Origin of the sequence: Thermophilibacter provencensis, from assembly GCF_900128445.1 — a bacterium.
In the GTDB taxonomy this organism is placed as follows: Bacteria; Actinomycetota; Coriobacteriia; order Coriobacteriales; family Atopobiaceae; genus Thermophilibacter; species Thermophilibacter provencensis.
This window is the reverse complement of sequence record NZ_LT671417.1, coordinates 244,229-265,126: the sequence shown is the minus strand read 5'-3', so window position 1 is coordinate 265,126 and position 20,898 is coordinate 244,229. Positions and strand designations below refer to the sequence as shown.

The window sequence follows — 20,898 nt, the reverse complement described above, 5'->3', positions numbered from 1 at the left end:
GCGAACGCGCATGATTGGCATATGCGCTGAGCCTGGCATGAGACGACGCAGCCTCATCACGCAATTGGTTTGCGTTGCCTCGAAAGAGGGTCTCAGGATCCATCGTCATGACCTGTCTGCAAGGGATTCAGAGTCCGCGTCCGCGCTTATCGTTCGGGTGGCCCGTGAGTCCTCGCGTCGCTCCGAGCCGAGCTTGGTCGCATTTGACGAGCTTCCTCCCTCTGACGAGGCATGCGTTCGGCGCCAGGCACGTGCGCTGAAGAGGATGTGGGAGGCAGGCGTCCACACGGTCTTCTCGCTGCCTCCCGAGGGGTCTCAGCTGCTTGACGCGCTTCCGGAGTGCTCTTGTGTCACCGCCTCCGACCTTGTGGTCAGAACTGTCGCCGAGATTGAGTCAGGCGATTTCTCGTATTGGCGCAGGCGATACACGAAGGGTGTCCCATCGCTTGTGGATGCCCTTCCCCCGAACCCGGACGGGACGAGGCCCAACCCGCTCAAATGCGCCCCATATCTTGATGCGCTTCAGGATCTTGTGGGAAAGTCTCTTCGGCTTACCCTAAGTGACGACGAGCTTAGGATGAGGCTCGCGATGCTGCTCCTGGGCCATGGGTCGAGCGATGATCTTGAAATTGCGGCCGGCTTCGTCCCCAAGGAGATTCTCGAGGGGCTGAGAACCAATGCCCCCTTCTTCGAGGTGGGCGTCTCTACGGGCTCGTTTTCCTGTCCGCTGGATGCCGATGACGCGCTTCTTGAGGTCTGCCAGTCTCATCTGAACGCGTCGTGCGCCCTATTCCCCGACGTATGCGATGCCGTCATAGGGCTCCTTGCTGCTCGAGGAAGATATGGCCGCGTCGCAAGCCTTCTTGAGCTGCCGGGCGGTCAGAGGCGAAAGAATCTTCTGCTGGTTCATGCGTCATCGTTTCTCGACGCCGGCTCAGTCGACGCCGTGAGGTCGGCTGCATGCGAGCTCGCCCCCTACCTCGGCCTGGAACTTGCCGAGGGGCACATCCGTCTGCTGGATGCCGCCGTGGGCGCCTTGGGAGAGCGCGCTGCGCTGACCGAGGCCGTCGGCGCAACCATATCGGACAATGCCCCCGCGGAGCTGCTTGACCTCTCGCTTTTTGCGGAGGCGCGAAAGGCCCTGGGGGCGAGGCGCCCCAGGGAGCCCCTCTCGGTTGATAGGCTGGATGCCCTCGGAAGGAGGCTTCTCGTCCATATTGAGGCGTGCGGCCTCATGGCTGAGGGGAGATTGTCGGCGGCGACGAGGCTGCTTATCGCAAACCCCTGCGACGATGGGGGACGCAGCGTATCCGAGGCGCTGCTGACGATTGACGCTGAGATCACGCGTCTTCTCCTCTGTGACGCCTCTTCGGCGAGCGCTCAATCTGTCGAGCGAGCCATTGACGCCCTGTCATCCCCGGAGCTTGCCGGGCTCGAGGGCTACACGAGCTGCCTTGAGGTAATCAGAGCCGTCATCTTGTCGGACGAGGGCGCCTACCCGGAGGTCGAACAGCTCGTTTCCCGTGCCGAGCGGGCAGGGGACCGGCTTGTCCAGGCCCTTTCGCTGGTTGGTGGCACGGTGATAGACCTGCGCAGAAGGGCCCTCGCGCGCGCAAGCGTTAGGGCCGAGCTTGCCGCCGCGGTCGCGAGCGGGGCAGGTTTGGGATATATCGCTCGCGTCGCAACGCTGCTTGGCGAGGTGGCCCGCTTTCTTCTGGGCGAGGCGCCTCGCGCGGGGCGCGATGACGTGCCGCAAGACGATCTGGGGAGGGCGAGCGCCCTCGTGCGCGCGGCGATGCTCGTTGAGGAGGACGTGGTGCTCTTCGATGAGGGAGAGGACATGGAGCCCCCGCGCGATGCCGTCTGGCTGCTCCTTGTCTTAGGCGAGGGGATGGGGGCGCTGTCGGCCCGTCTCGACGAGATGCTTCCGCTCGCCTGGAGGCACGCCCTGATGATCGCAAGGCCAAGGTGGAGGGATGAGGCGCTTGGGGCGCGAGAGGCGCCGGGCATCGACACGGGGCCTGATGCGGCGGCGTCCCGGCACGGGCACGGCGCCCCGATCGAGATACGGCTCCTGGGAGGCTTCTCCGTGACGGTGCGGGGACAGAGGGTCCCCGACGGCGAGCTCGAGCACAGAAACGCGAAGTCCATGCTCGAGTACCTTCTCTTGCGGCGCGGGGCGACGGCGAAGCGCTATCAGATCGTTGAGCAGGTGTGGCCCGAGGCCGACTATGGCATGGGCTTCAACCGTGCCTACCAGGCAACGAGTACGTTGCGAGCAGCAATAGCAAAGATTGACAGCGACCTTGACCCCTTTGTGCTGAGCCGCGCTACGAAGGCGGTGTCTCTGGACATGGGAATCATCAGATGCGACGTCGACGAGTTTCGGGCCTGCGCGCGGGAGGCGGCGGACACGGGCGACGACGCCCGTGCGGTTGCGATGGCCCGGCGCGCCGAGCGGCTCTATGTGGGGGACCTCTATGTGCCGCCCGTGGACGCGACCGGCTACGTCATGACAACGAGAGACGAGCTGAGACGGCTGTATGGCGATGCGATGGTGGCGGGCTCGGACGCCGCGCTGCGCCTGGGCAAGAAGCGCACCGCCACGCGCCTTGCGATGAATGCCCTGACGTCCGACGACATGCGCGAGGACGCCGTCGTGTCCATGGTCCGGGCACTGAGGGCGAGCGGGAGAAACGTCGAGGCTGATCGGCAGTACCAGCGCTACGCCCGCAGGCTCATGCAGTCCGCCAATCGACCCCCTTCTCGCCTGCTGAGGAGGGCTGCGGGAATCGGCGAGGAGCGAGGGAGGCGCCTCAGCGATGAGAGCAGCGTGGAGGTGACCTTCAAGGAGCGAAGTTGCGCATCATGAGGTGCGCTTTTGGTGAGAGGGTCGTGCCGTGGACGTCGGCCAGCATGCCGATGGGTAAAGTGTTGAGGGTGAGTGTGCAGGGGGGATTGTCCCCCGGAACTAGCAGGGAGTCTCATGCCTAACTTTCTCACAAAGCTGCTCTCCATCGGCTCCGACCGAGAGCTGAAGGAGTTCGAGCGCATCACGGGCCGCGTCAATGACCTGGAGTCCAGGTTCGAGGCAATGAGCGAGGAGGAGCTCCGCGGGTGTACCGCCGCCTTCCGCGAGCGCTACGATCAGGGAGAGTCGCTTGACGACTTGCTCCCCGAGGCGTTCGCGGCGGTCCGCGAGGCGTCCCGCCGCACGACCGGGCTCAGGCATTTCGACGTCCAGATCATCGGCGGCATAGCCCTGCATCGCGGCACCATTGCCGAGATGAAGACGGGCGAGGGAAAGACCCTCGTCTCGACGCTCGCCGGCTACCTCAACGCCATCCCCGGCAAGGGCGTTCACATCGTGACCGTGAACGACTACCTCGCACGCCGAGACAGCGAGTGGATGGGCCAGATCTATCGCTATCTCGGCATGAGCGTCGGCCTCCTGCAGAACGGCATGCGCCTCAACCTCAAGAAGCCCGCGTACGCCGCGGACGTGACATACGGCACGAACTCTGAGTTCGGCTTCGACTACCTGCGCGACAACATGGTCACGCGCCCGGGCATGAGGGTTCAGCGCGGACATCACTACGCAATCGTCGATGAGGCCGACTCCATCCTCATCGACGAGGCGCGTACCCCGCTCATCATCTCGGGGGCGGGGACCAAGTCGGCGAGCACCTACAAGGACTTCGCCCGCGCGGTTCGCGGGCTCATTCCCGACGTCGACTTCACGATGGACGAGGCGAAGCACACCATCGCCACGACCGACGATGGCCTCAAGAAGGTCGAGCGCGCCCTTGGCGTAGACGACATCTACGCCGACGTCTCCGGCCAGCTTGTCAACCACCTGCAGCAGGCCCTCAAGGCGGAGTACATGTTCCATCGCGACCAGCAGTACGTGGTCGTGGACGGCGAGGTCAAGATCGTCGACGAGTTCACGGGCCGCATCATGGAGGGCAGGCGCTACTCCGAGGGCCTTCACCAGGCCATCGAGGCGAAGGAAGGCGTCATCGTCCGCGAGGAGAACCAGACGCTCGCCACCATCACCCTCCAGAACTACTTCCTCATGTACGACAAGCTCTCGGGCATGACGGGAACGGCCATGACCGAGGACGCGGAGTTCCGCGAGGTCTACCATATCCCCGTCCAGGTCATTCCGCCCAACAGGCCGGTCATCAGAAAAGACCACGACGACCTCGTCTACCGCACGGTGGAGGCCAAGTTCAAGGCGGTTGCGGACGACGTTGCCGAGCGTCATGCGAACGGCCAGCCCTGCCTCGTCGGCACGGTCTCAATCGAGAACTCCGAGAAGCTCTCCCGCATCCTCGACAAGCGCGGAATCAAGCACAACGTGCTCAACGCGAAGTACCACGAGCGCGAGGCGCAGATCGTCGCCCAGGCGGGCCGCGAGGGGGCCGTCACCATCGCGACGAACATGGCGGGCCGCGGCACGGACATCCTGCTTGGCGGCAATCCTGACGAGCTTGCCGAGGAGGCCGTGCTCGCGCTCGATTTCGACGTCGAGCAGGACGTCGTGAAGAGGGTCCTCGCCGCCGGCGACCCGCGCCGCCTGACCGTGGAGGGGCTTGCCAAGCAGGGGATTGAGATCGAGCGCGAGGTTCTTCTCGCCATCTCCGAGGAGTACGAGAAGGCCCTCAAAGCCGCCAAGGAGCGCTGCGAGGTGGAGAAGGAGCACGTTCGCGCCGCCGGTGGACTGTGCGTCATCGGAACCGAGCGTCACGAGAGCCGCCGCATCGACAACCAGCTGCGTGGCCGCTCCGGCCGTCAGGGCGACCCCGGCGAGACGCAGTTCTACCTCTCTCTCGAGGACGATCTCATGCGCCTGTTCGGCGGGGACCGCATGGACAAGATCTCCGCGATGATGCAGCGCTACGACATGCCTGATGACATGCCCATCCAGGCGAAGATGGTCACGAAGGCCGTCGAGAGCGCCCAGCGCAAGGTCGAGGAAGTCAACTTTGCGATGCGCAAGAACGTCCTTGACTACGACAACGTCATGAACACCCAGCGTCAGGTCATCTACGAGGAGCGCAACAAGATCCTCGACGGAAAGGACCTGATGGAGCACATCGACGAGGTCACCTACGACACCGTCCAGCGCGAGGTCGCGACCTACTGCCCCGAGAGCGCCAAGCGCGAGGAGTGGGACCTGGAGGGGCTCGGCTCGTGGCTGAGCGAGCTCACCGGCAGGAAGGACGTCCCCGACGCGTCCGCGTGTGAGGGCGAGGGGGAGGTCATCGAGCTCGTCGACCAGTTCGTGGACGGATGCTTTGCCGAGAAGGCCGAGCGGCTCGGCAGCGAGGCGATGCACGCGCTCTCGGCGCAGGTCATGCTCCGCGTGATCGACACGCGCTGGATGGCGTACCTCCAGGAGATGGACTACCTCAAGACGGGCATCGGGCTTCGCGGCTTTGGCCAGCGAGACCCGCTCGTCGAGTACAAGAGCGAGGCCTACGCCGCCTTCGCGGAGCTCGTCAACACGATGTACGAGGACTTCCTGCGCACCATCCTGCGCATCGAGGTCGTCGTGCGCCAGCCCGCCGCCCCGCAGGCCGCCCCTGCGGACGAGGAGCCCGCCGAGCTGCGCGGCGCGCGCCCTGGTCGCCGTCAACCTCGCTCGGGCCGGAATAGTGAGCGCCGCGCAGCTCGGCGGGCTCCTCGTCCGCAGGGGCGGCCTCCCCGGCACGTCCGGCTGCCCCCGCCGCGTCGAAGCCTCGAACATACCGCAAGTCCGATGATCCCGATCCCTACGTGGGCGTGGGCCGCAACGACCCCTGCCCGTGCGGCAGCGGGAAGAAGTTCAAGAACTGCCACGGGAGGAACCGCTAGTGGCCGACGTCGCCAAGTCGAACTTCGAGGCCCTCGCCGCGAGGCTCGAGGAGGTCGAGGGCTACCTGCGTCTCGACGAGAAGAAGAACAAGATTGCCGAACTCGAGGCGAGAAGCGCCGAGCCTGGCTTCTGGGATGACGCCGAGAGCGCCCGAGCGGTGATGGGACAGCTCTCCTCCGCCAGAGACGACGTCTCCGGCATGGAGGCGGCCAGGGAGAAGCTCGATGACGCCATCGCCGCGTACGAGCTGGGCAACGAGACCGGGGACGGCGACCTTCTCGCCGAGTCCGCCGAGCTCGCCTCCTCCCTGGAGCAGGACCTCTCGGAGCTCGAGCTCTCGAGCTGGTTCACCGACGAGCTCGACCACGGCGACGCGATCGTGACCATCACGCCGGGGCAGGGCGGCCTCGAGGCGCAGGACTGGTGCGAGATGCTCTTCCGCATGTACCAGCGCTACTGCGACCGCCGAGGCTGGAAGGTGACCGTCAATGACGCCGTGCCCGGCGAGGCCATCGGGCTCGACCGCGCGACGTTCACCGTGAGCGGAAAGAACGCCTACGGGATGCTCCGCGCGGAGCAGGGCGTCCACCGCCTCGTTCGCATCTCGCCCACCGACGCGAAGAAGCGCCGTCAGACCACCTTCGCTGGCGTTGAGGTGCTTCCCGTCCTGCCTGATGACATCGAGGTCGAGATTGACCCCAACGACCTGCGCGTTGACGTATACCACGCGTCCGGCCATGGAGGCCAGGGCGTCAACACCACCGACTCGGCCGTGCGCATCACGCACCTCCCCACGGGCATCGTGGTCACCTGCCAGAACGAGCGCAGCCAGCTCCAGAACAAGGCGTTTGCCATGAGCGTTCTCAGGAGCCGCCTCTATGAGATGGAGCTCGCTCGCCGAGCCGAGGAGCTCGACGAGCTGCGCGGCCCCAAGCGTGACATCGGCTTTGGCAACCAGATCAGGAGCTATGTCCTCTATCCGTACCAGCTCGTCAAGGACCTGCGGACCGGAGTGGAGACGGGCAACGTCGAGTCCGTGCTCGATGACGGGGACCTCGACGACTTCGTCGTCGGCTACCACCGGTGGGTGGTGGGCGGCGAGGGTGACGCGTCGTGAGCCGCGTCCCCTGGCGCGTGGCGCTGCGTGACGCGGCGCTCATCATCACGGGCTCGTTTGTGTTCGCCGTCGGCGTTGACATCTTCGAGATCCCCCACGGGCTCGCCGCGGGCGGCGTGACCGGCCTTGCGACGGTGTTTTCCGCCATCGCCGACTCGTTCGGCTTCTACCTTCCCGTCGGCCTTCAGACCATCGTCATGAACGCCCTGCTCATGACGCTCGTTGTCCGCTCGGGCGATAAGGGCTACATCGTGCGTACCGTGGCGGGGATCATTGCGTGCGGCGTCCTCACCGACGCGCTCGTCCCCTTCCTGCCGGCGAGCGTCGGCGAGAGCGACCTGCTCCTCTGCGCCCTCTGGGGCGGGGTCATCACCGGCGCCGGGCTCGGCCTCGTCTTCAGGAGCGGAGGCAACACCGGGGGCACCGACATCGTCTCCCAGATCCTGGCGAGAAAGACGGGGATGCCGATGGGCACCGCCGTCATCATCGTAGACGGCGTCATCATCGCCTTCTCCGCGACGGTGTTCTCGGTGGAGCAGGCGCTCTACGCGGCGGTGGCGATGTTCATCTGCGGCAAGGTCATCGATGCCGTCGTCGACGGCCCGCGCAGTGCCCGCGCGGCCTACATCATCTCGACCGAGCACGCCGAGATCGCCAACGAAATCCTCTACACGCTCAACCGCGGGTGTACCGAGCTTCAGGCCCGCGGGGTGTGGAGCGGGAACAGCCGGCCCGTCCTTCTCTGCGTGCTCGGCCGCTCCGAGAGCATGCGCCTCAAGCAGATCGTCGCCGAGATCGACCCGGAGGCCATCGTGATCATCTCCGAGGTGCACGAGGTCTTTGGGGAGGGCTTCAAGAGGATCGAGGGCTGACCCCGACAACGCAGCGTTGACCGCGTGTGGGGAGGTTCTGCTTTATGTCGGGGCTTCTCGTTGAATCTCGGAACCGAGCTGCCCCTTTGCTAGACTATGGGCGTATTTGTCCGTTGAGAGCACAAGAAAAGGAGCTTCTGTGGCCAGTCACTTTCGCAGCACTGAGCGACAGGGGTCGGAGGGCGCGCCGCTCGACTTCGCGAGCGTTCCTGACGGGGCTTCTCAGGCGACGGCTGCGTCGCCGGAGGACACCGGCGCCTTCCTTGCGGCGGGCGGCGTCAGCCAGGGGGAGGGCGTCGAGGCGCCCGAGTCCGATGGCCAGTCGCTCGAGGCCGTTCACGTGGTCACCGCGGCGGAGCCCGCGGACCCCACCGAGCAGCCCGGGTTCACCAGCGTGTTCGCCCCTCTCGCGAGCGACGACGCGCCGGCGGTCTCCCGCACCGGCACCCCCACCGTGTCGTTCAAAAACGTCACACTCATCTACCCGGCCCAGCCCAACAAGCCCGCACTCGACGATGTGAGCCTCGACATCTACCCGGGAGAGTTCGTCTTCGTCGTCGGCCACTCGGGGTCAGGCAAGTCATCCCTCCTGCGCCTCATCACGCGCGAGCTGCGTGCCTCCAAGGGGCAGGTGATCGTTGCCGGCCAGGACCTCACCAAGATGCGCAACCGCAAGGTCCCGTATCTTCGTCGTCAGATCGGCACCGTCTACCAGGACTTCAAGCTGCTTCCCGACAAGACGGTCTACGAGAACGTCGCCTTCGCCCTCGAGTGCATCGGCAAGCCCAAGTCCGTCATCAAGGCGCAGGTCCCCGAGGTGCTTCGCCTTGTTGGCCTCGGTGAGCGCATGAAGCACTTCCCCGACCAGCTCTCCGGCGGCGAGCAGCAGCGCGTGTCCGTTGCCCGGGCCATGGTTAACCGCCCGCCGCTGCTCGTCTGCGACGAGCCGACCGGCAACCTCGACCCGGCGATCTCGCTTGGCATCATGAAGCTGCTCGACCGCATCAACCGTGCCGGCACCACCGTTGTCATGGCGACCCACGACCGCGAGATGGTCGACTCTATGCGCAAGCGCGTCATCGCCCTGGAGGCCGGCCACATCGTCCGCGACCAGGAGAGGGGAGGCTACGGCTACTATGGTGCCCTCTAACTTTGGCTACTCGCTGCGCGAGTGCGGCCACCACTTCCGGCGCAACTGGACCACGGTGCTCGGCGCTGTCGTCACCATCTTCCTGTCCCTGTTCATCATCGGCCTGTTCGTCGTCGCCACCGTGCTTGTCGACAGCATGCTCGGCGGCGTCGAGGACCAGGTCACGATTCAGGCGTTCATCTCCGACGACGCCGACCAGACGGCCGTCGACGCGTATCGCGAGACCATCGAGGGATGGGACAACGTCGAGTCCGTCGAGTACAAGACGAAGGACCAGGCGCTCGAGGAGTTCCGCACCTCCATGTCCAACCGCAACGCCGCCGATGCGGTGACCGCCCTTGACGGCGAGAACCCGCTTCCCGCCTCCCTCGTCATCAGGATGGTGGATCCCTCGCAGGTCCAGTCTACGGCCGAGCGCATTATGAGCGACCCGGACTTCGCGTCCATCTGCGACGACCCCGAGAATCCCGCGGGCGACGTCCAGTACGGCCAGGGGACCGTCGAGCGCCTCTTCAGCGTCTCGGTGTACATCCGCATAGCCGCCGCCGCGCTCGTGGCGCTGCTCACCTTCGTGGCCTTCGTGTTCATCAACAACACGATTCGCCTCGCCATCACGGCGCGTCGCCGCGAGATCGGCATCATGCGTCTCGTCGGCGCCTCCAACGGCTTCATTCGCGGGCCGTTCATCATGGAGGGCACGATCGAGGCCATTCTCGGCGCGCTTCTCGCCATCGCGGCGCTCGCCGCGGGCGTCCACACCCTTCTGCCCGCGCTTGCCGAGAACCTCTCGTTCCTCTCGTTCGAGATTCCGCCGATGACGCTCTACCTCACGTACGCCAGCCTGCTGGGCATCGGCGTGCTGATCGGACTGTTTGGATCTGCCATCGCGATGGGACGCTACCTTAAGGTCTAGGGCGGCCAACCGTTAGGTGGGGAGCCCCCGCCACTCGCGCAGAGGTGCGCTTTGCGGAACCTCTGCGCGAGTGGCGGGGGCTCCCGGCGTTTGGGTCCTAGGGACCTAACCGCCGGGTTTTTGATGTTGGGTATTCTGGATTGAGAGGGTGACGGGAAGGGGGGCGTATGGGCCGTAAGAGGGCGCATCATGGGAGCAGGCGGCGCGGGCGTGCCGGCGGGCCCCGGGAGCGGCACCAGACGCTTACGGGCAGGCTCGTGGTATCAAGGCCGGGCGTGGCGCGGGTCGAGACCCAGGAGGGCGCCTTCGAGCTCGTGCGCCATGGCCAGCGCGAGGCCATGAACGGGGATGAGGTCGAGGTCGCGATCGTGAGTGCCCGCAACCGCGCCCCGCGCGCCGTCGTTCGCTCGGTGGTGGTCCGTGCGACGCAGACCTTTCTCGGGCGCTTCGACATCGCCGGGCCGCTCGGCGCGGTGGTCCCGCTCGACGCGCGGCTGGGCCACGACTTCTTCGTGGTTCCCGAGGACCCGAGCCCGAGCCGGCTGGGCGTCGCCCCCGGCGATGTGGTGGTGGCGAGAATCACCGAGTACCCCACGCGGAAGAGCGCGGCCGTGGTGACCGTCGAGCGTCGCGTGGGCCCGTCCGATGCGGTTGACCTCAACATGGAATCGGTAATCGCCTCCTTCGGCCTGCCCGGGGACTTCCCTCCGTCCGCCCTCGCCGCCGCCGAGAAGATCGAGGCGCACGTTGACGAGGAGATGGCCCGCAACCCGCGCCGCCGCGACCTGCGCGGAGAGCTCTGCGTGACCGTCGACCCCGCCGACGCACGCGACTTCGACGACGCCGTGGGCGCCCGGCGCCTCCCGGGGGGAGGCTACGAGCTCGAGGTGCACATCGCCGACGTCACGCACTACGTGCGCGCGGGCGACTCGGTTGACAACGAGGCACGCGCGCGCGGCTGCTCGGCGTATCTCGCGGACCGCGTCATACCCATGCTGCCGGAGCGCCTCTCCAACGACGTGTGCTCGCTGCGGCCCGGGGAGGACCGTCTCGCCGTTTCCATCGTCGCCCGCCTGGACGGCCGGGGCAAGGTCGTCTCCGCCAAGGCGATGGCGTCCGCCATCAGGTCGGCGGCGCGGCTGAGCTATGACGAGGTCGACGCCCTCCTCGACGGCCGCGCTGCGGCGGACGCGCTTCCCTGCGCGCCCGGGCGCGCCTCTGAGGTCGACGTGCTTCTCGGCACGCTCGACGAGATCCGCGCGCTGCGCGAGCGCGTGCGGCGGGAGCGCGGCGCCATCGACTTCCCCACGGTCGAGGCGAAGGTGGACCTGGATGACCGGGGACGCCCCATGGGGGTCCGCGTTCGACGGCGCACGCGCGCGACGGGCCTTATCGAGGAGGCCATGCTCGTGGCAAACGAGTGCGTGGCCAGGATGCTCGCCGAGAAGGACGTGCCCGCCGCGTTCCGCGTGCACGAGCCGCCCGCACCCGACGACCTCAAGGCCTGCGTACAGCCCCTGCGCGAGCTCGGCGTCCTTGACGGAGGGCTTGCGGCCGGCCTGCTCGCGGGAGAGCCACGTGCGCTTCAGGAGGCGCTCGGGCGGGCGTCGGGGACCGAGGCGGAGGCGGCGACGAGCGCCCTCCTGCTGAGGGCCCAGCGAAAGGCCGTCTACCTTCCCCACAACGACGGGCACTACGCGCTCGGGGCCGCGGCGTACTGCCACTTCACGTCGCCGATCAGGCGCTATCCCGACGTGCTCGTGCACCGCGCGCTCAAGGCCCTCCTCGCGGGGCGGGCGAAGGGGGCTGAGATGCGCGACCAGGCCGCGGCGCTCCCGCAGCTCTGCCAGGCCTGCTCCGAGCGCGAGCGGGCGGCCGACGCGGCCGAGCGGGCGTCGCAGAAGGTAAAGACGGCCGAGCTCCTCTCTGGGCGCGTGGGCGAGGTCGCGCGCGGCTCCGTCTCGGGATGCGAGCGCTATGGCGTGTTCGTGACCCTGGACGACACGCGCGCCGAGGGGCTTCTCCCCGTCCGGGCGCTCGGCCAGGAGTGGTTTGCCTACGACGAGGCCCGCCTCACGCTTACGGGGGAGGAGACGGGGGAGGTGTGGCGCCTCGGCCGTCCCGTGACGGTGGAGGTTGCGGGCGTCAACGTGGCGCGCGGGCAGATTGACTTCGTGCTCGCCCAGGATGGGGACCGCCCGCGGGACCCTCGGCGTCCCCGCGTTGGCGGTGGGCGATAATGGGAAGACTAACCACCTAGCATGCGTGCGCGGCCACGGCCGCGAGGAGGTCATATGATCCAGACAGAGATGACGGACGAGCTCGAGCGGGCGGAGGGCCTCATGCTCCAGGGCCAGCCCGAGCGGGCGGTCGAGCTTCTCGCCCGCCTCGCCGAGGATGCCGAGGAGTACGTCGACAAGAACTGCCCCACCACCGACGAGGTCCAGTGGTTCAGCTTTCCCACGCTCTTCGAGCGCCTCGCATACCGGCGCGTCGAGAAGGACCCGCGCGAGCTGCGCGACGTGGGCGAGCCGCTCGACCGCCTCTACGGGGACCTCGCCCTCGCCAACGTGCACGCGGGGGACTACGATGCCGCGATGTCCGCCCTCAAGAGCGCCATCCGCTGGAATCCCATGGACTGCGGGTCGCGCCTGAACCTCGCCGACCTCTATCGCGTGGCGGGGGACATGCAGGAGTACCTGGCGCTCACCTATAGCGTCTTCGAGCGGGCGAGCGACGCGCGCCACCTCGCGCGCGCCTTCGTGAACTTCTCCGGCTGGTTCCAGGCGTCCGAGAAGCCGCGTACCGCGGCCGCGGCCCTGCGCGCCGCCCGCGCCCTGGACGTGCGCGACTCGTCCGTCGATGCGGCCCTCGACCAGGCCGCCGGCACCGAGCGCGACCCCGACCTCGTCTCCGACGACGAGGTCGAGGCGCTTCTCGCCGAGGAGGGGCTGCCCGACGGGGCCAACGCGGACATCGCGGTCTGCCTGCTCATGTGCGCGAGCGATGCCGCCGCCGCGGGTGCGCGAGACGTGGCGGCAAACCTTACGCTGCGGGCGCGCGACCTCGTGGGAGAGGCCGCCGCGAAGGCCCTCCTCGAGCTCATCCGCGAGAGCGACGCCGCCGAGGGGGATGCCGATGGCGAAGAGTAAGGTGCTGCGCCAGGCGGCGAAGGCGGAGCGTCAGGCCAAGCCGGGCAAGAAGACCATCGCCAAGAACCGCTCCGCCCGCCACGAGTACTTTATCGACGAGACCTTCGAGGCCGGCATCGAGCTTACGGGCACCGAGGTGAAGAGCCTGCGCGAGCGCGCGTGCCAGCTCACGGACGCCTTCTGTCTCATCCGCGGACGCGAGGCGTGGCTGCACGGCGTGCACGTCCATCCCTACTCCAACGGCGGCGTGTGGAACGTTGACCCGGACCGCAAGCGGCGGCTGCTCCTGCATCGCCGTCAGATCGACTACCTTGACGCGAAGCTCCGTCAGAAGGGGCTTGCGCTGGTGCCGCTTGAGATCTATTTTGACGAGAACAACCGCGTGAAGCTGGCCATCGGCCTTGCGCGCGGAAAGAAGCTCTACGACAAGCGGGCAGACATGGCGCGACGCGACTCCGACCGCGAGATAGCCCGCGCCCTCAAGGAGCTCAACCGGTAGCGGGCCAGGAGGGGGCCGCCTCCCTGGCTCATCGGAGAGGAGTGGGAATGGACGCATCGGCACTGTTCAAGTTCTCGTCGGGCCTCTATGTGGTCTCGGCGGACGACGGCGAGCGGGCGGGCGCATGCCTCGTGAACACGGGGCTGCAGGTGACCGCCGAGCCGCTCCAGGTCTCGGTGACGGTGAACAAGGAAAACTTCACCTGCGGCGCCATCGAGCGCGCGGGGCACTTCGCGCTCGCCGTGCTCGACGAGTCGGCCGACATGCCCTTCGTCGGGCGCTTCGGCTTCAGGAGCTCGGTGGACTTCGACAAGTTCGAGGGCATCCAGAGCGCCGTGGCATCGACCGGAGACCCGTACCCCGCCGAGCATGCCTGCTCCTACGTCGCGTGCGAGGTTGTGCAGACCACGGACGTGGGGACGCACCTCACCTTCGTCGGTCGGGTCGTCGACGCCGGAAACCTCTCGGGCGAGCCACCCATGACGTACGCGTACTACCACGGCACGCTGAAGGGCAAGACCCCGGCGAAGGCCTCCTCCTACGTGGAGGGCCTGAGCTAGGCATCCCATCTGGCGCAACGCGGGGCGAGAAACGCCACCGTTGTGATAGCATTTCGACAGGGCACGTTGGACCAAGTGAGAGGAGAGCACCATGGCAGATGAGAAGAAGTACACGTTCCGCTGCACCGTCTGCGGCTGGGAGGTCACCGTTGACACCCCCGAGCTGCCTGAGGACTTTGTCTGCGAGGTCTGCGGCGTCGGCCCCGACCTGTTTGAGCTCGTCGAGGAGTAGTCCTTCTCGCTAGGAGCGGTGCGTGGGGCGGCTTCCCGTGGGAGGCCGCCCCTTTTGCGTGGGCGAGAAGGGCGACTGTGGCCGGTATGCTCTTCTCGTCGGCGATGTGCGCGGGCCGCCGTGGCTATGCATCGAGAAAAACGGGTAGAATGACCCCACGGTCGCGCGAGCGGCCCGTACGTTGACAGCCGCATGGTGGCAGTCTTCCCATTCCACCCGGGGGTGACTGGTTTCGACAGGGTGGGTCTGAGATGGGCAGCAGGCCGTGGTCTCCTCGCCACGCTAAACAGGGGTACCGTCAAATTGAATTGACGACAACAACTCTTACGAGCCTCAGCTGGCTCTCGCTGCTTAATTAGATAGCGGCGCGTCAAACCGGGGATTGCTCCCGTTCCCGGGGCGACGTCATTTCAGGGAGATGCGCGTGCGGACGTAGTCGGTATGCCGTGCGCTAAGACCGAACCGACTGGGAGGCCAAGCGCGGGTCACCGGGTGCGCGGCCTCCGAGACCCAACCGGCGACTGAGCCTGGAGACACCTGTCAGGGATCTGCTTTGGACCGGAGTTCGATTCTCCGCACCTCCACCTGCACGCTTGTGCCGGGGTCCGAATGGGCCCCGGCTTTTTTGACTGGCTCCTTAGCTTTCCTGGGAGGTTCCCATGTTTGTGGTTGATGGCGTTGCCTATGCGGGGGAGCTGTAGGAGGACATGAGGGTGGTTGCGGCAAAGGTGGTCAATGACCTCCCAATGCTGGTGACCTTCTCCACGGGTGAGACGCGTCTTTTTGATGCGTCGCCCCTCCTGGAGATGCCTGTCTTCGCGCCCCTTAGAAGCAACGAGGTCTTCTCCGGGTTTGCGATTGACCACGGCGCGGTAAGCTGGGCGGGCGGAGACATCGACCTTGCCCCCGAGACCATGTACAAGATGAGCTACGCGTACGAGAGGATTGCCTAGGCGGAAGAACGTCAGCGAGTGAGAAGTGGGTCGGCCGGAGAAGCGGAGGTTGGACAATGGTTCTTGCCCTGTATCTGGGGATCGCCTCGATAGCCTTTGCCTTGGCTGCCGCCGTGATGAGGCCGTCAGAGCGCTCTATGTTGCTTGTTGCTCTGAGTTTCTTCCTCTCGTCCCTCTGCTTCCTCTTCATCCTGTGGTCGAATACCCGAGTTGACGTCTCATCAATTCTTGATACTGTGAACGGGTGGTTTTTTGGAGGGGCGGCGCTGATGGCCAGCTCCACTGCCCTTTCGGCAATCTCTCTCGTCCGATACGTGAGGGGGCTCCGCCGGGCGCGTCGCCAGTGACTAACGCGCAAAAACCGAAAAGCCCCGCTCTGCCTCCTTGCTTAAATGAAGCGCAATCGGATTCTGCATGAAAACGAGGCGAAGGGCGCCACGCCTCGCCCCGCACGCTCTGGTCGTGCGACAATGTGCCGAGAAAAACGCGGACGAGGGGAGCCACCATGCCAACCGAGAAGACCAACGTGCCGGCGCTCGTGCTCGAGGGCGGCGGGTTCAGGGGCCTGTTCACGGCGGGCGTGCTCGACGTGCTCCAGGAGCGCGGGCTGTACGACTTCTCCAGCGTGTGGGGCGTCTCGGCCGGTGCCATCAACGCGTCCAACTTCCGCTCGCGCCAGATCGGCCGCACCATGCGCGACATGCTCGCCTTCCGCGACGACAAACGCTTCATGTCCCTTTGGTCGCTCGCCACGACGGGCAACATGGCGGGCGCGGACTTCATGTACGACGAGGTCCAGAACCACATCGACCCCTGCGACGTGGAGACCTTCAACGCAAGCGACCTGCCCATGTACGCCGTGGTGTCAGACGTGACCTTTGGCACACCCGACTACCTGCCTGTGCGCCGCTTCCCCGACGACATCGACCGCGTCCGCGCGTCGGCCTCCCTGCCCATGGTCTCGCGCATCGTGGAGATTGACGGCAAGCGCTACCTCGACGGTGGCACCACCGACTCCATCCCCTTCGAGACGGCGATGGGCCTGCCCGGGGCACGCGAGATTGAGGGGCACGTCCCGGCAGAGCGCGCCCTCGTGGTGCTCACGCAGGACCGCGGCTTCGTGCGCGGCGCCGGCAGCGAGGCCATCGCGCTGAAGTCCCACCTCTACGACGCCTACCCGTACTACCTCGAGGCGCTTGCCACGCGCGGCGAGCGCTACAACGCCCAGCGCGAGCTCCTCTGGGAGCTCGAGGCCGAGGGGCGCTGCCTCGTCATCGCCCCGGAGGAGCCGGTGACCATCGGCAGCTCGGAGCGCTCGGGCGAGCCGCTCCTCAGGCTCTACGTCGCCGGCCGCCGCCAGGCCGAGGCGCGCCTGGCGGAGATCGACGCGTTTCTCTGCGCAGAATAGGGGGCACCCATGAGTCGCATAACCCTGACGGGCGTGACCTCGGTCGCGCCGGACCCGCTGCGGCCCAACGTGGCCGTCGTCGCGTTTGCCGCCGCCGAGGACACTTCATCTGGCGAGAATGACGGCGCGCCCGCAGCCCCGCGTGCGGTGGAGGGGCGCATCGCGTTTCTCGACGAGGACGTCGTGCGCTACGTGGTTGATCCCGCCGGCGCGTTTGCGCCGTACGCGAAGCCCGTCTGCCCGGAGCACGCGGCGCGCATCCCGGCCCAGCCGGACGACTCGGAGCGCTACGCGCACCCCGCGGTGCGCGTGCGCGAGGAGGGCGGCGCCTTCGTGGTGGCCGCCGGCGGCACCGAGGTCCTTCTCGGCAGATCGGGCGCGCTGCTGAGCGTGCGCCGCAACGGACGCGTGGTGGTGCGGGAGACGGCGCCCCTGCAGATGGACGCGGGCTCAACCACGCAGGTTCTGGCGTGCGCCCCCGACGAGAAGTTCTTTGGCGGCGGCACGCAGAACGGCCGAGCCGAGCACGCGGGGACCGTCATCAACATCGTGAGCGCGCCGGTCAACGGCAACGAGTGGCAGGACGGCGACGTGGCCTCGCCGAGCCCCTTCTTCTGGTCGAGCGCGGGCTACGGCGTGCTGAGAAACACCTTCGCGCGTGGGGTCTACGACTTTGCCGCCACGGGCGCGGACGTGCGCGCCGCCCACGAGGACGGGCTCTTCGACGCGTATCTCCTCGTGGCGGGCTGCGCCGGCGAGCCCGCGGCCGGTCTCGCGGAGACGGCGCGCGCCGTGCTGCGTGCCTACTACCGCGTGACGGGCGCGCCGGTCCTTCTCCCCGAGTATGCCTTCTACCTGGGACACCTCAACGCCTACAACCGTGACGCGTGGTCTGCCGAGCCGCTTCCCGCAGAAGCGCGCGGCACCGTGGCGGGGGCTCCCGCGACCGAGGGCAAGGCCTGGGTCGTCCACGGCTCCGGGCCCGCGGGCGGCGCGGGCCGCGTTCGCTACGAGTACGGGCGCGTGCGCGGCTACGTGCTGCCGGGGCGCGGCGCCGCCGAGTCCCTCAACGGTCCGGACGAGGTGCTCCGCGAGTCTGCGGGCGGGTTCTCCTGCGAGACGCCGTACGAGTTCTCGGCGCGTGCGGTGATTGACGAGCACGCCGCCCACGACATGCCGCTCGGCTGGTTTCTGCCCAACGACGGCTACGGGTCAGGCTACGGCCACAACGGCTACGAGATGACGGGCGGCGTGGGGACGGACGGCGCCAGCTCGCCGGAGCGCCTCGCGGCGGTGGCGGCAAACGTCGACAACCTCGCCGCCTTCTCCGCCTACGCGGCGGAGCGCGGCGTGGCCACGGGCCTGTGGGCCCAGTCCAAGATCACGCCGGACGCAAACCCGGACGTGACCTGGCACAACCTGCGCGACTTTGCCGCCGAGACCACGCGCGGCGGCGTGGCCGCCCTCAAGACCGACGAGGAGTGGGTGGGCCAAGGCTACTCCTTCGCCCTCTCCGGTACCAAGCAGGCATACGACATCCTGAGCCTGGACGCGCACCGGCGTCCCTTCGTCCTCACGCTCGACGGCTGGGCCGCCACGCAGCGCTTTGGCGCCGTGTGGTCGGGCGACCAGGACGGCACGGACTGGGAGTACGTCCGCATGCACATCCCCACCTACCTGGGGCAGGGGATGTCGGGCAACCCCAACGTGGCGTCTGATCTGGACGGCATCTTCGGCGGGGACCCGGTGGTGGCCACGCGCGACTTCCAGTGGAAGGCGCTCACGCCCATCATCCTGGACATGGACGGCTGGGGCGCCTACGCCAAGCTGCCCTACGCAAACGGAGACCCCCACACGGGCATCTGCCGCATGTACCTCAAGCTCAAGAGCGAGCTCATGCCCTACGCCTACACCTGCGCGGCCGCGGCGGCGGGCCTCACGGACGCAAATGGCGACGCGTGGCTGCCTATGGTGCGGACGCTCGCGCTCGCGGGCTGCGAGGACATGGCGCCCGAGGCGGCAAACTACGAGTTCCTGCTCGGCGATGCCCTGCTCGTGGCACCGGTGTGGCGCAACGCGCGCGCAGATGAGCGCGGCAACGACGTCCGCGACGGCATCTACCTGCCCGGTGACGAGAGGGACGTCTGGTTCGACTACTTCACCGGGGAGCGCCACGCGGGCGGGCAGACGCTCGACGGCTTTGACGCGCCGCTCTGGAAGCTGCCCCTCTTCGTGCGCGGCGACGCGATAGTCCCGCGCTACGAGGCGCACAACAACCCCATGCCGCCCGGCGAGAAGAACCCGCGCGGGCTTGACAGGACACGTCGCGTGATCGACTTCTGGCCGGAGGGCCCTGTCCCGGACGGCGGCGCCCGAGAGAGCCGCTACGTGCTCTACGAGGATGGCGGGTCCTCTATCGAGAACCGCGCAAGGTGGGTCGAGGGCTACGGCCTCATGGACGACGTCTCCTACGGCGGCCACGTGGAGACCACCTTCCGCATGCGCCAGGAGCCGGGGCGGCTGGTCCTTCTCGCCGAGGCGTCGACGGGCGGCTACGAGGGCTACGACGCATTCAGGGTGACGACCATGAGCGCGCGGGTGGAGGCGCGCCCCGCTGCCGTGGAGGCGCGCTGCGCCGGGTGCGAGCTTGCGGCGCGCGAGGTGGCGGACCGCGCGGCGTTTCTCGCCGAGGAGCCGGCGGAGGGCGAGGCGGTGTGGCTCTTCGAGGAGGCACCCGCGATCGAGACCTTTGCTCCGCCCGAGGAGCGCGCGCTGGCCGCCATGGTCGCCGGCGTCCACGGCGCTCCGCGCGTGAGCGTCCGCTTTGCGCGCGCGGACGTGGGGGAGGGCGCGCAGGAGGTGACCCTTTGGGTCTGACGCCCTTCTCGGCCGGCCCGGCGGGGCAATTAACGCGCACAGTTTGCTTTCGTTTGATATATCACCAGTTGGCTTTTGGGACAAAGTCAAATTGTGCGCGTTATTTTGCGGGCGGGGCATGCGGGGCGGGCGAGAGGCGCGGCCGCATTTGAATGGCTTGTGGAAGAAAAATTCACCAGCTCAGCAGTGGCGTCTTGCGCTATACTCTTACAGCTTTTCCACAGAGCCCCGTAATCTCTGACAAAAAAGCACGACGGTTTGTCCAGAAGCCGTCATCTCAGCAGGTACGTAGGAGGAGTCAAGTGAAGAAGTCGACTCAGTTCGCCAAGGCTGGCGAAGTCGAGCGCAAGTGGGTGCTCATCGACGCCGAGGGCGCGACGCTCGGCCGTCTGGCCACCACCGCCGCCATGATTCTTCGTGGCAAGAACAAGCCGCAGTACACCCCCAACGCCGACACCGGTGACTTTGTCGTCGTGATCAACGCCGACAAGGTCGTCCTCACGGGCGTCAAGGCCGACCACAAGCAGTACTGGCGCTACTCCGGCTATCTCGGCGGCCTCAAGCTCGAGAGCTTCCGCGAGGCTATGGAGAAGCACCCCGAGCGCGTCGTCGAGCACGCCATCAAGGGCATGCTCCCCAAGACCACCCTCGGCCGCAAGCAGGGCACCAAGCTCAAGGTCTACGCCGGCCCCGAGCACCCGCACACGGCCCAGAACCCCGTCCAGATCGATTGGAGGGCCTAACCGATGGCTGAGAACACCGTAGTCTACTCCGGCACCGGCCGCCGCAAGGAGGCTGTCGCCCGCGTTCGTCTCGTCCCCGGCACCGGCAAGGTCGTCGTCAACGGCCGCGAGGCCGCCCAGTACTTCGGCCGTCAGCAGCTCGTGGACAACGCCATTGCCCCGCTGCGTCTGACCGAGACCGCCGAGCGCTTTGACGTCCTCGCCAACTGTGACGGCGGCGGCATCACTGGCCAGGCCGGCGCCCTGCGCCTTGGCATCGCCCGCGCCCTTCTCGACGCTGGCGAGTACCGTGAGGACCTCAAGAAGGCTGGCTTCCTCACCCGTGACGCCCGCGCCGTCGAGCGCAAGAAGTACGGCCTCAAGAAGGCCCGCAAGCGCCCGCAGTTCTCCAAGCGCTAAGGCGTTTCCTCGTCCTTTCGGGCCTGTCGGCACGTTGCCGGCAGGCCCGTTTTTTATTACAAATCCCCCACATGTCCTGCGGTGACACTTGCCCCGCGCTTTGCGTGAGTGCGAGAATGTGCGGAGCAAAACGTACCCGCCCCCGTCTCTCGTTGGAGGGAAC

General features: G+C 67.2%; 16 protein-coding genes, 1 other RNA gene and 1 pseudogene. All 18 read left to right on the top strand.

All coding sequences use genetic code 11. From position 1 onward, the window contains the following. Nucleotides 1-265: 265 nt before the first annotated feature. Nucleotides 266-2,872 (top strand): AfsR/SARP family transcriptional regulator, encoded by a 2,607-nt coding sequence (locus BQ7391_RS01190; RefSeq protein ID WP_075278944.1) that lies wholly within the window; start codon nt 266-268, stop codon nt 2,870-2,872. 114 nt (nt 2,873-2,986) lie between these two features. After that, nucleotides 2,987-5,859 (top strand): annotated as a pseudogene (gene secA / locus BQ7391_RS01185) (preprotein translocase subunit SecA). Continuing rightward, a complete protein-coding gene (prfB, locus tag BQ7391_RS01180; protein ID WP_075278943.1) occupies nt 5,859-6,977 on the top strand; it encodes a peptide chain release factor 2 in 1,119 nt (372 codons plus the stop codon). The pseudogene secA and the gene prfB overlap by 1 nt, the downstream one beginning before the upstream one ends. After that, nucleotides 6,974-7,849 (top strand): YitT family protein, encoded by an 876-nt coding sequence (locus tag BQ7391_RS01175; RefSeq protein WP_075278942.1) that lies wholly within the window; start codon nt 6,974-6,976, stop codon nt 7,847-7,849. Before prfB ends, BQ7391_RS01175 begins: the two co-directional genes overlap by 4 nt. A 139-nt stretch (nt 7,850-7,988) precedes the next feature. Next, nucleotides 7,989-8,999 carry a cell division ATP-binding protein FtsE gene (gene ftsE, locus BQ7391_RS01170; RefSeq protein WP_075278941.1) on the top strand — a complete coding sequence of 337 codons (1,011 nt, stop codon included), beginning with the start codon at nt 7,989-7,991 and terminating at the stop codon, nt 8,997-8,999. After that, a complete protein-coding gene (gene ftsX / locus BQ7391_RS01165) occupies nt 8,986-9,912 on the top strand; it encodes a permease-like cell division protein FtsX (RefSeq protein WP_075278940.1) in 927 nt (308 codons plus the stop codon). Before ftsE ends, ftsX begins: the two co-directional genes overlap by 14 nt. 167 nt (nt 9,913-10,079) lie before the next feature. After that, nucleotides 10,080-12,152: a ribonuclease R family protein gene (locus BQ7391_RS01160; protein ID WP_075278939.1), complete on the top strand. Its 2,073-nt coding sequence runs from the start codon at nt 10,080-10,082 to the stop codon at nt 12,150-12,152. Nucleotides 12,153-12,206: 54 nt separating this feature from the next. Further along, nucleotides 12,207-13,064 (top strand): tetratricopeptide repeat protein, encoded by an 858-nt coding sequence (locus BQ7391_RS01155; RefSeq protein ID WP_075278938.1) that lies wholly within the window; start codon nt 12,207-12,209, stop codon nt 13,062-13,064. After that, a complete protein-coding gene (smpB, locus tag BQ7391_RS01150) occupies nt 13,051-13,563 on the top strand; it encodes an SsrA-binding protein SmpB (RefSeq protein WP_075278937.1) in 513 nt (170 codons plus the stop codon). Before BQ7391_RS01155 ends, smpB begins: the two co-directional genes overlap by 14 nt. A 47-nt stretch (nt 13,564-13,610) precedes the next feature. Further along, nucleotides 13,611-14,123 carry a flavin reductase family protein gene (locus BQ7391_RS01145; protein ID WP_075278936.1) on the top strand — a complete coding sequence of 171 codons (513 nt, stop codon included), beginning with the start codon at nt 13,611-13,613 and terminating at the stop codon, nt 14,121-14,123. 91 nt (nt 14,124-14,214) lie between these two features. Continuing rightward, the gene (locus BQ7391_RS01140) at nt 14,215-14,355 is read left to right on the top strand and encodes a rubredoxin (RefSeq protein WP_075278935.1); all 141 of its coding nucleotides are present in this window, start codon (nt 14,215-14,217) and stop codon (nt 14,353-14,355) included. A gap of 218 nt (nt 14,356-14,573) precedes the next feature. Then, nucleotides 14,574-14,942, top strand: a transfer-messenger RNA (tmRNA) gene (gene ssrA, locus BQ7391_RS01135). Between the two features lie 120 nt (nt 14,943-15,062). Continuing rightward, complete coding sequence (locus BQ7391_RS01130; protein WP_083662031.1) at nt 15,063-15,308, top strand: DUF2442 domain-containing protein; 246 nt, start codon at nt 15,063-15,065, stop codon at nt 15,306-15,308. 56 nt (nt 15,309-15,364) lie between these two features. Beyond that, on the top strand, nt 15,365-15,655 hold the full coding sequence (locus BQ7391_RS01125; RefSeq protein WP_075278934.1) for a hypothetical protein: 291 nt from the start codon (nt 15,365-15,367) through the stop codon (nt 15,653-15,655). Between the two features lie 158 nt (nt 15,656-15,813). Further along, complete coding sequence (locus BQ7391_RS01120) at nt 15,814-16,716, top strand: patatin-like phospholipase family protein (RefSeq protein ID WP_075278933.1); 903 nt, start codon at nt 15,814-15,816, stop codon at nt 16,714-16,716. Between the two features lie 9 nt (nt 16,717-16,725). Next, nucleotides 16,726-19,593 carry a TIM-barrel domain-containing protein gene (locus BQ7391_RS01115; RefSeq protein WP_075278932.1) on the top strand — a complete coding sequence of 956 codons (2,868 nt, stop codon included), beginning with the start codon at nt 16,726-16,728 and terminating at the stop codon, nt 19,591-19,593. A 302-nt stretch (nt 19,594-19,895) separates the two neighbouring features. Beyond that, complete coding sequence (gene rplM / locus BQ7391_RS01110) at nt 19,896-20,336, top strand: 50S ribosomal protein L13 (protein ID WP_075278931.1); 441 nt, start codon at nt 19,896-19,898, stop codon at nt 20,334-20,336. 3 nt (nt 20,337-20,339) lie between these two features. After that, entirely contained in the window at nt 20,340-20,735 is a 396-nt protein-coding gene (rpsI, locus tag BQ7391_RS01105) for a 30S ribosomal protein S9 (protein WP_075278930.1), read from the top strand. The last annotated feature ends 163 nt before the right edge of the window (nt 20,736-20,898 follow it).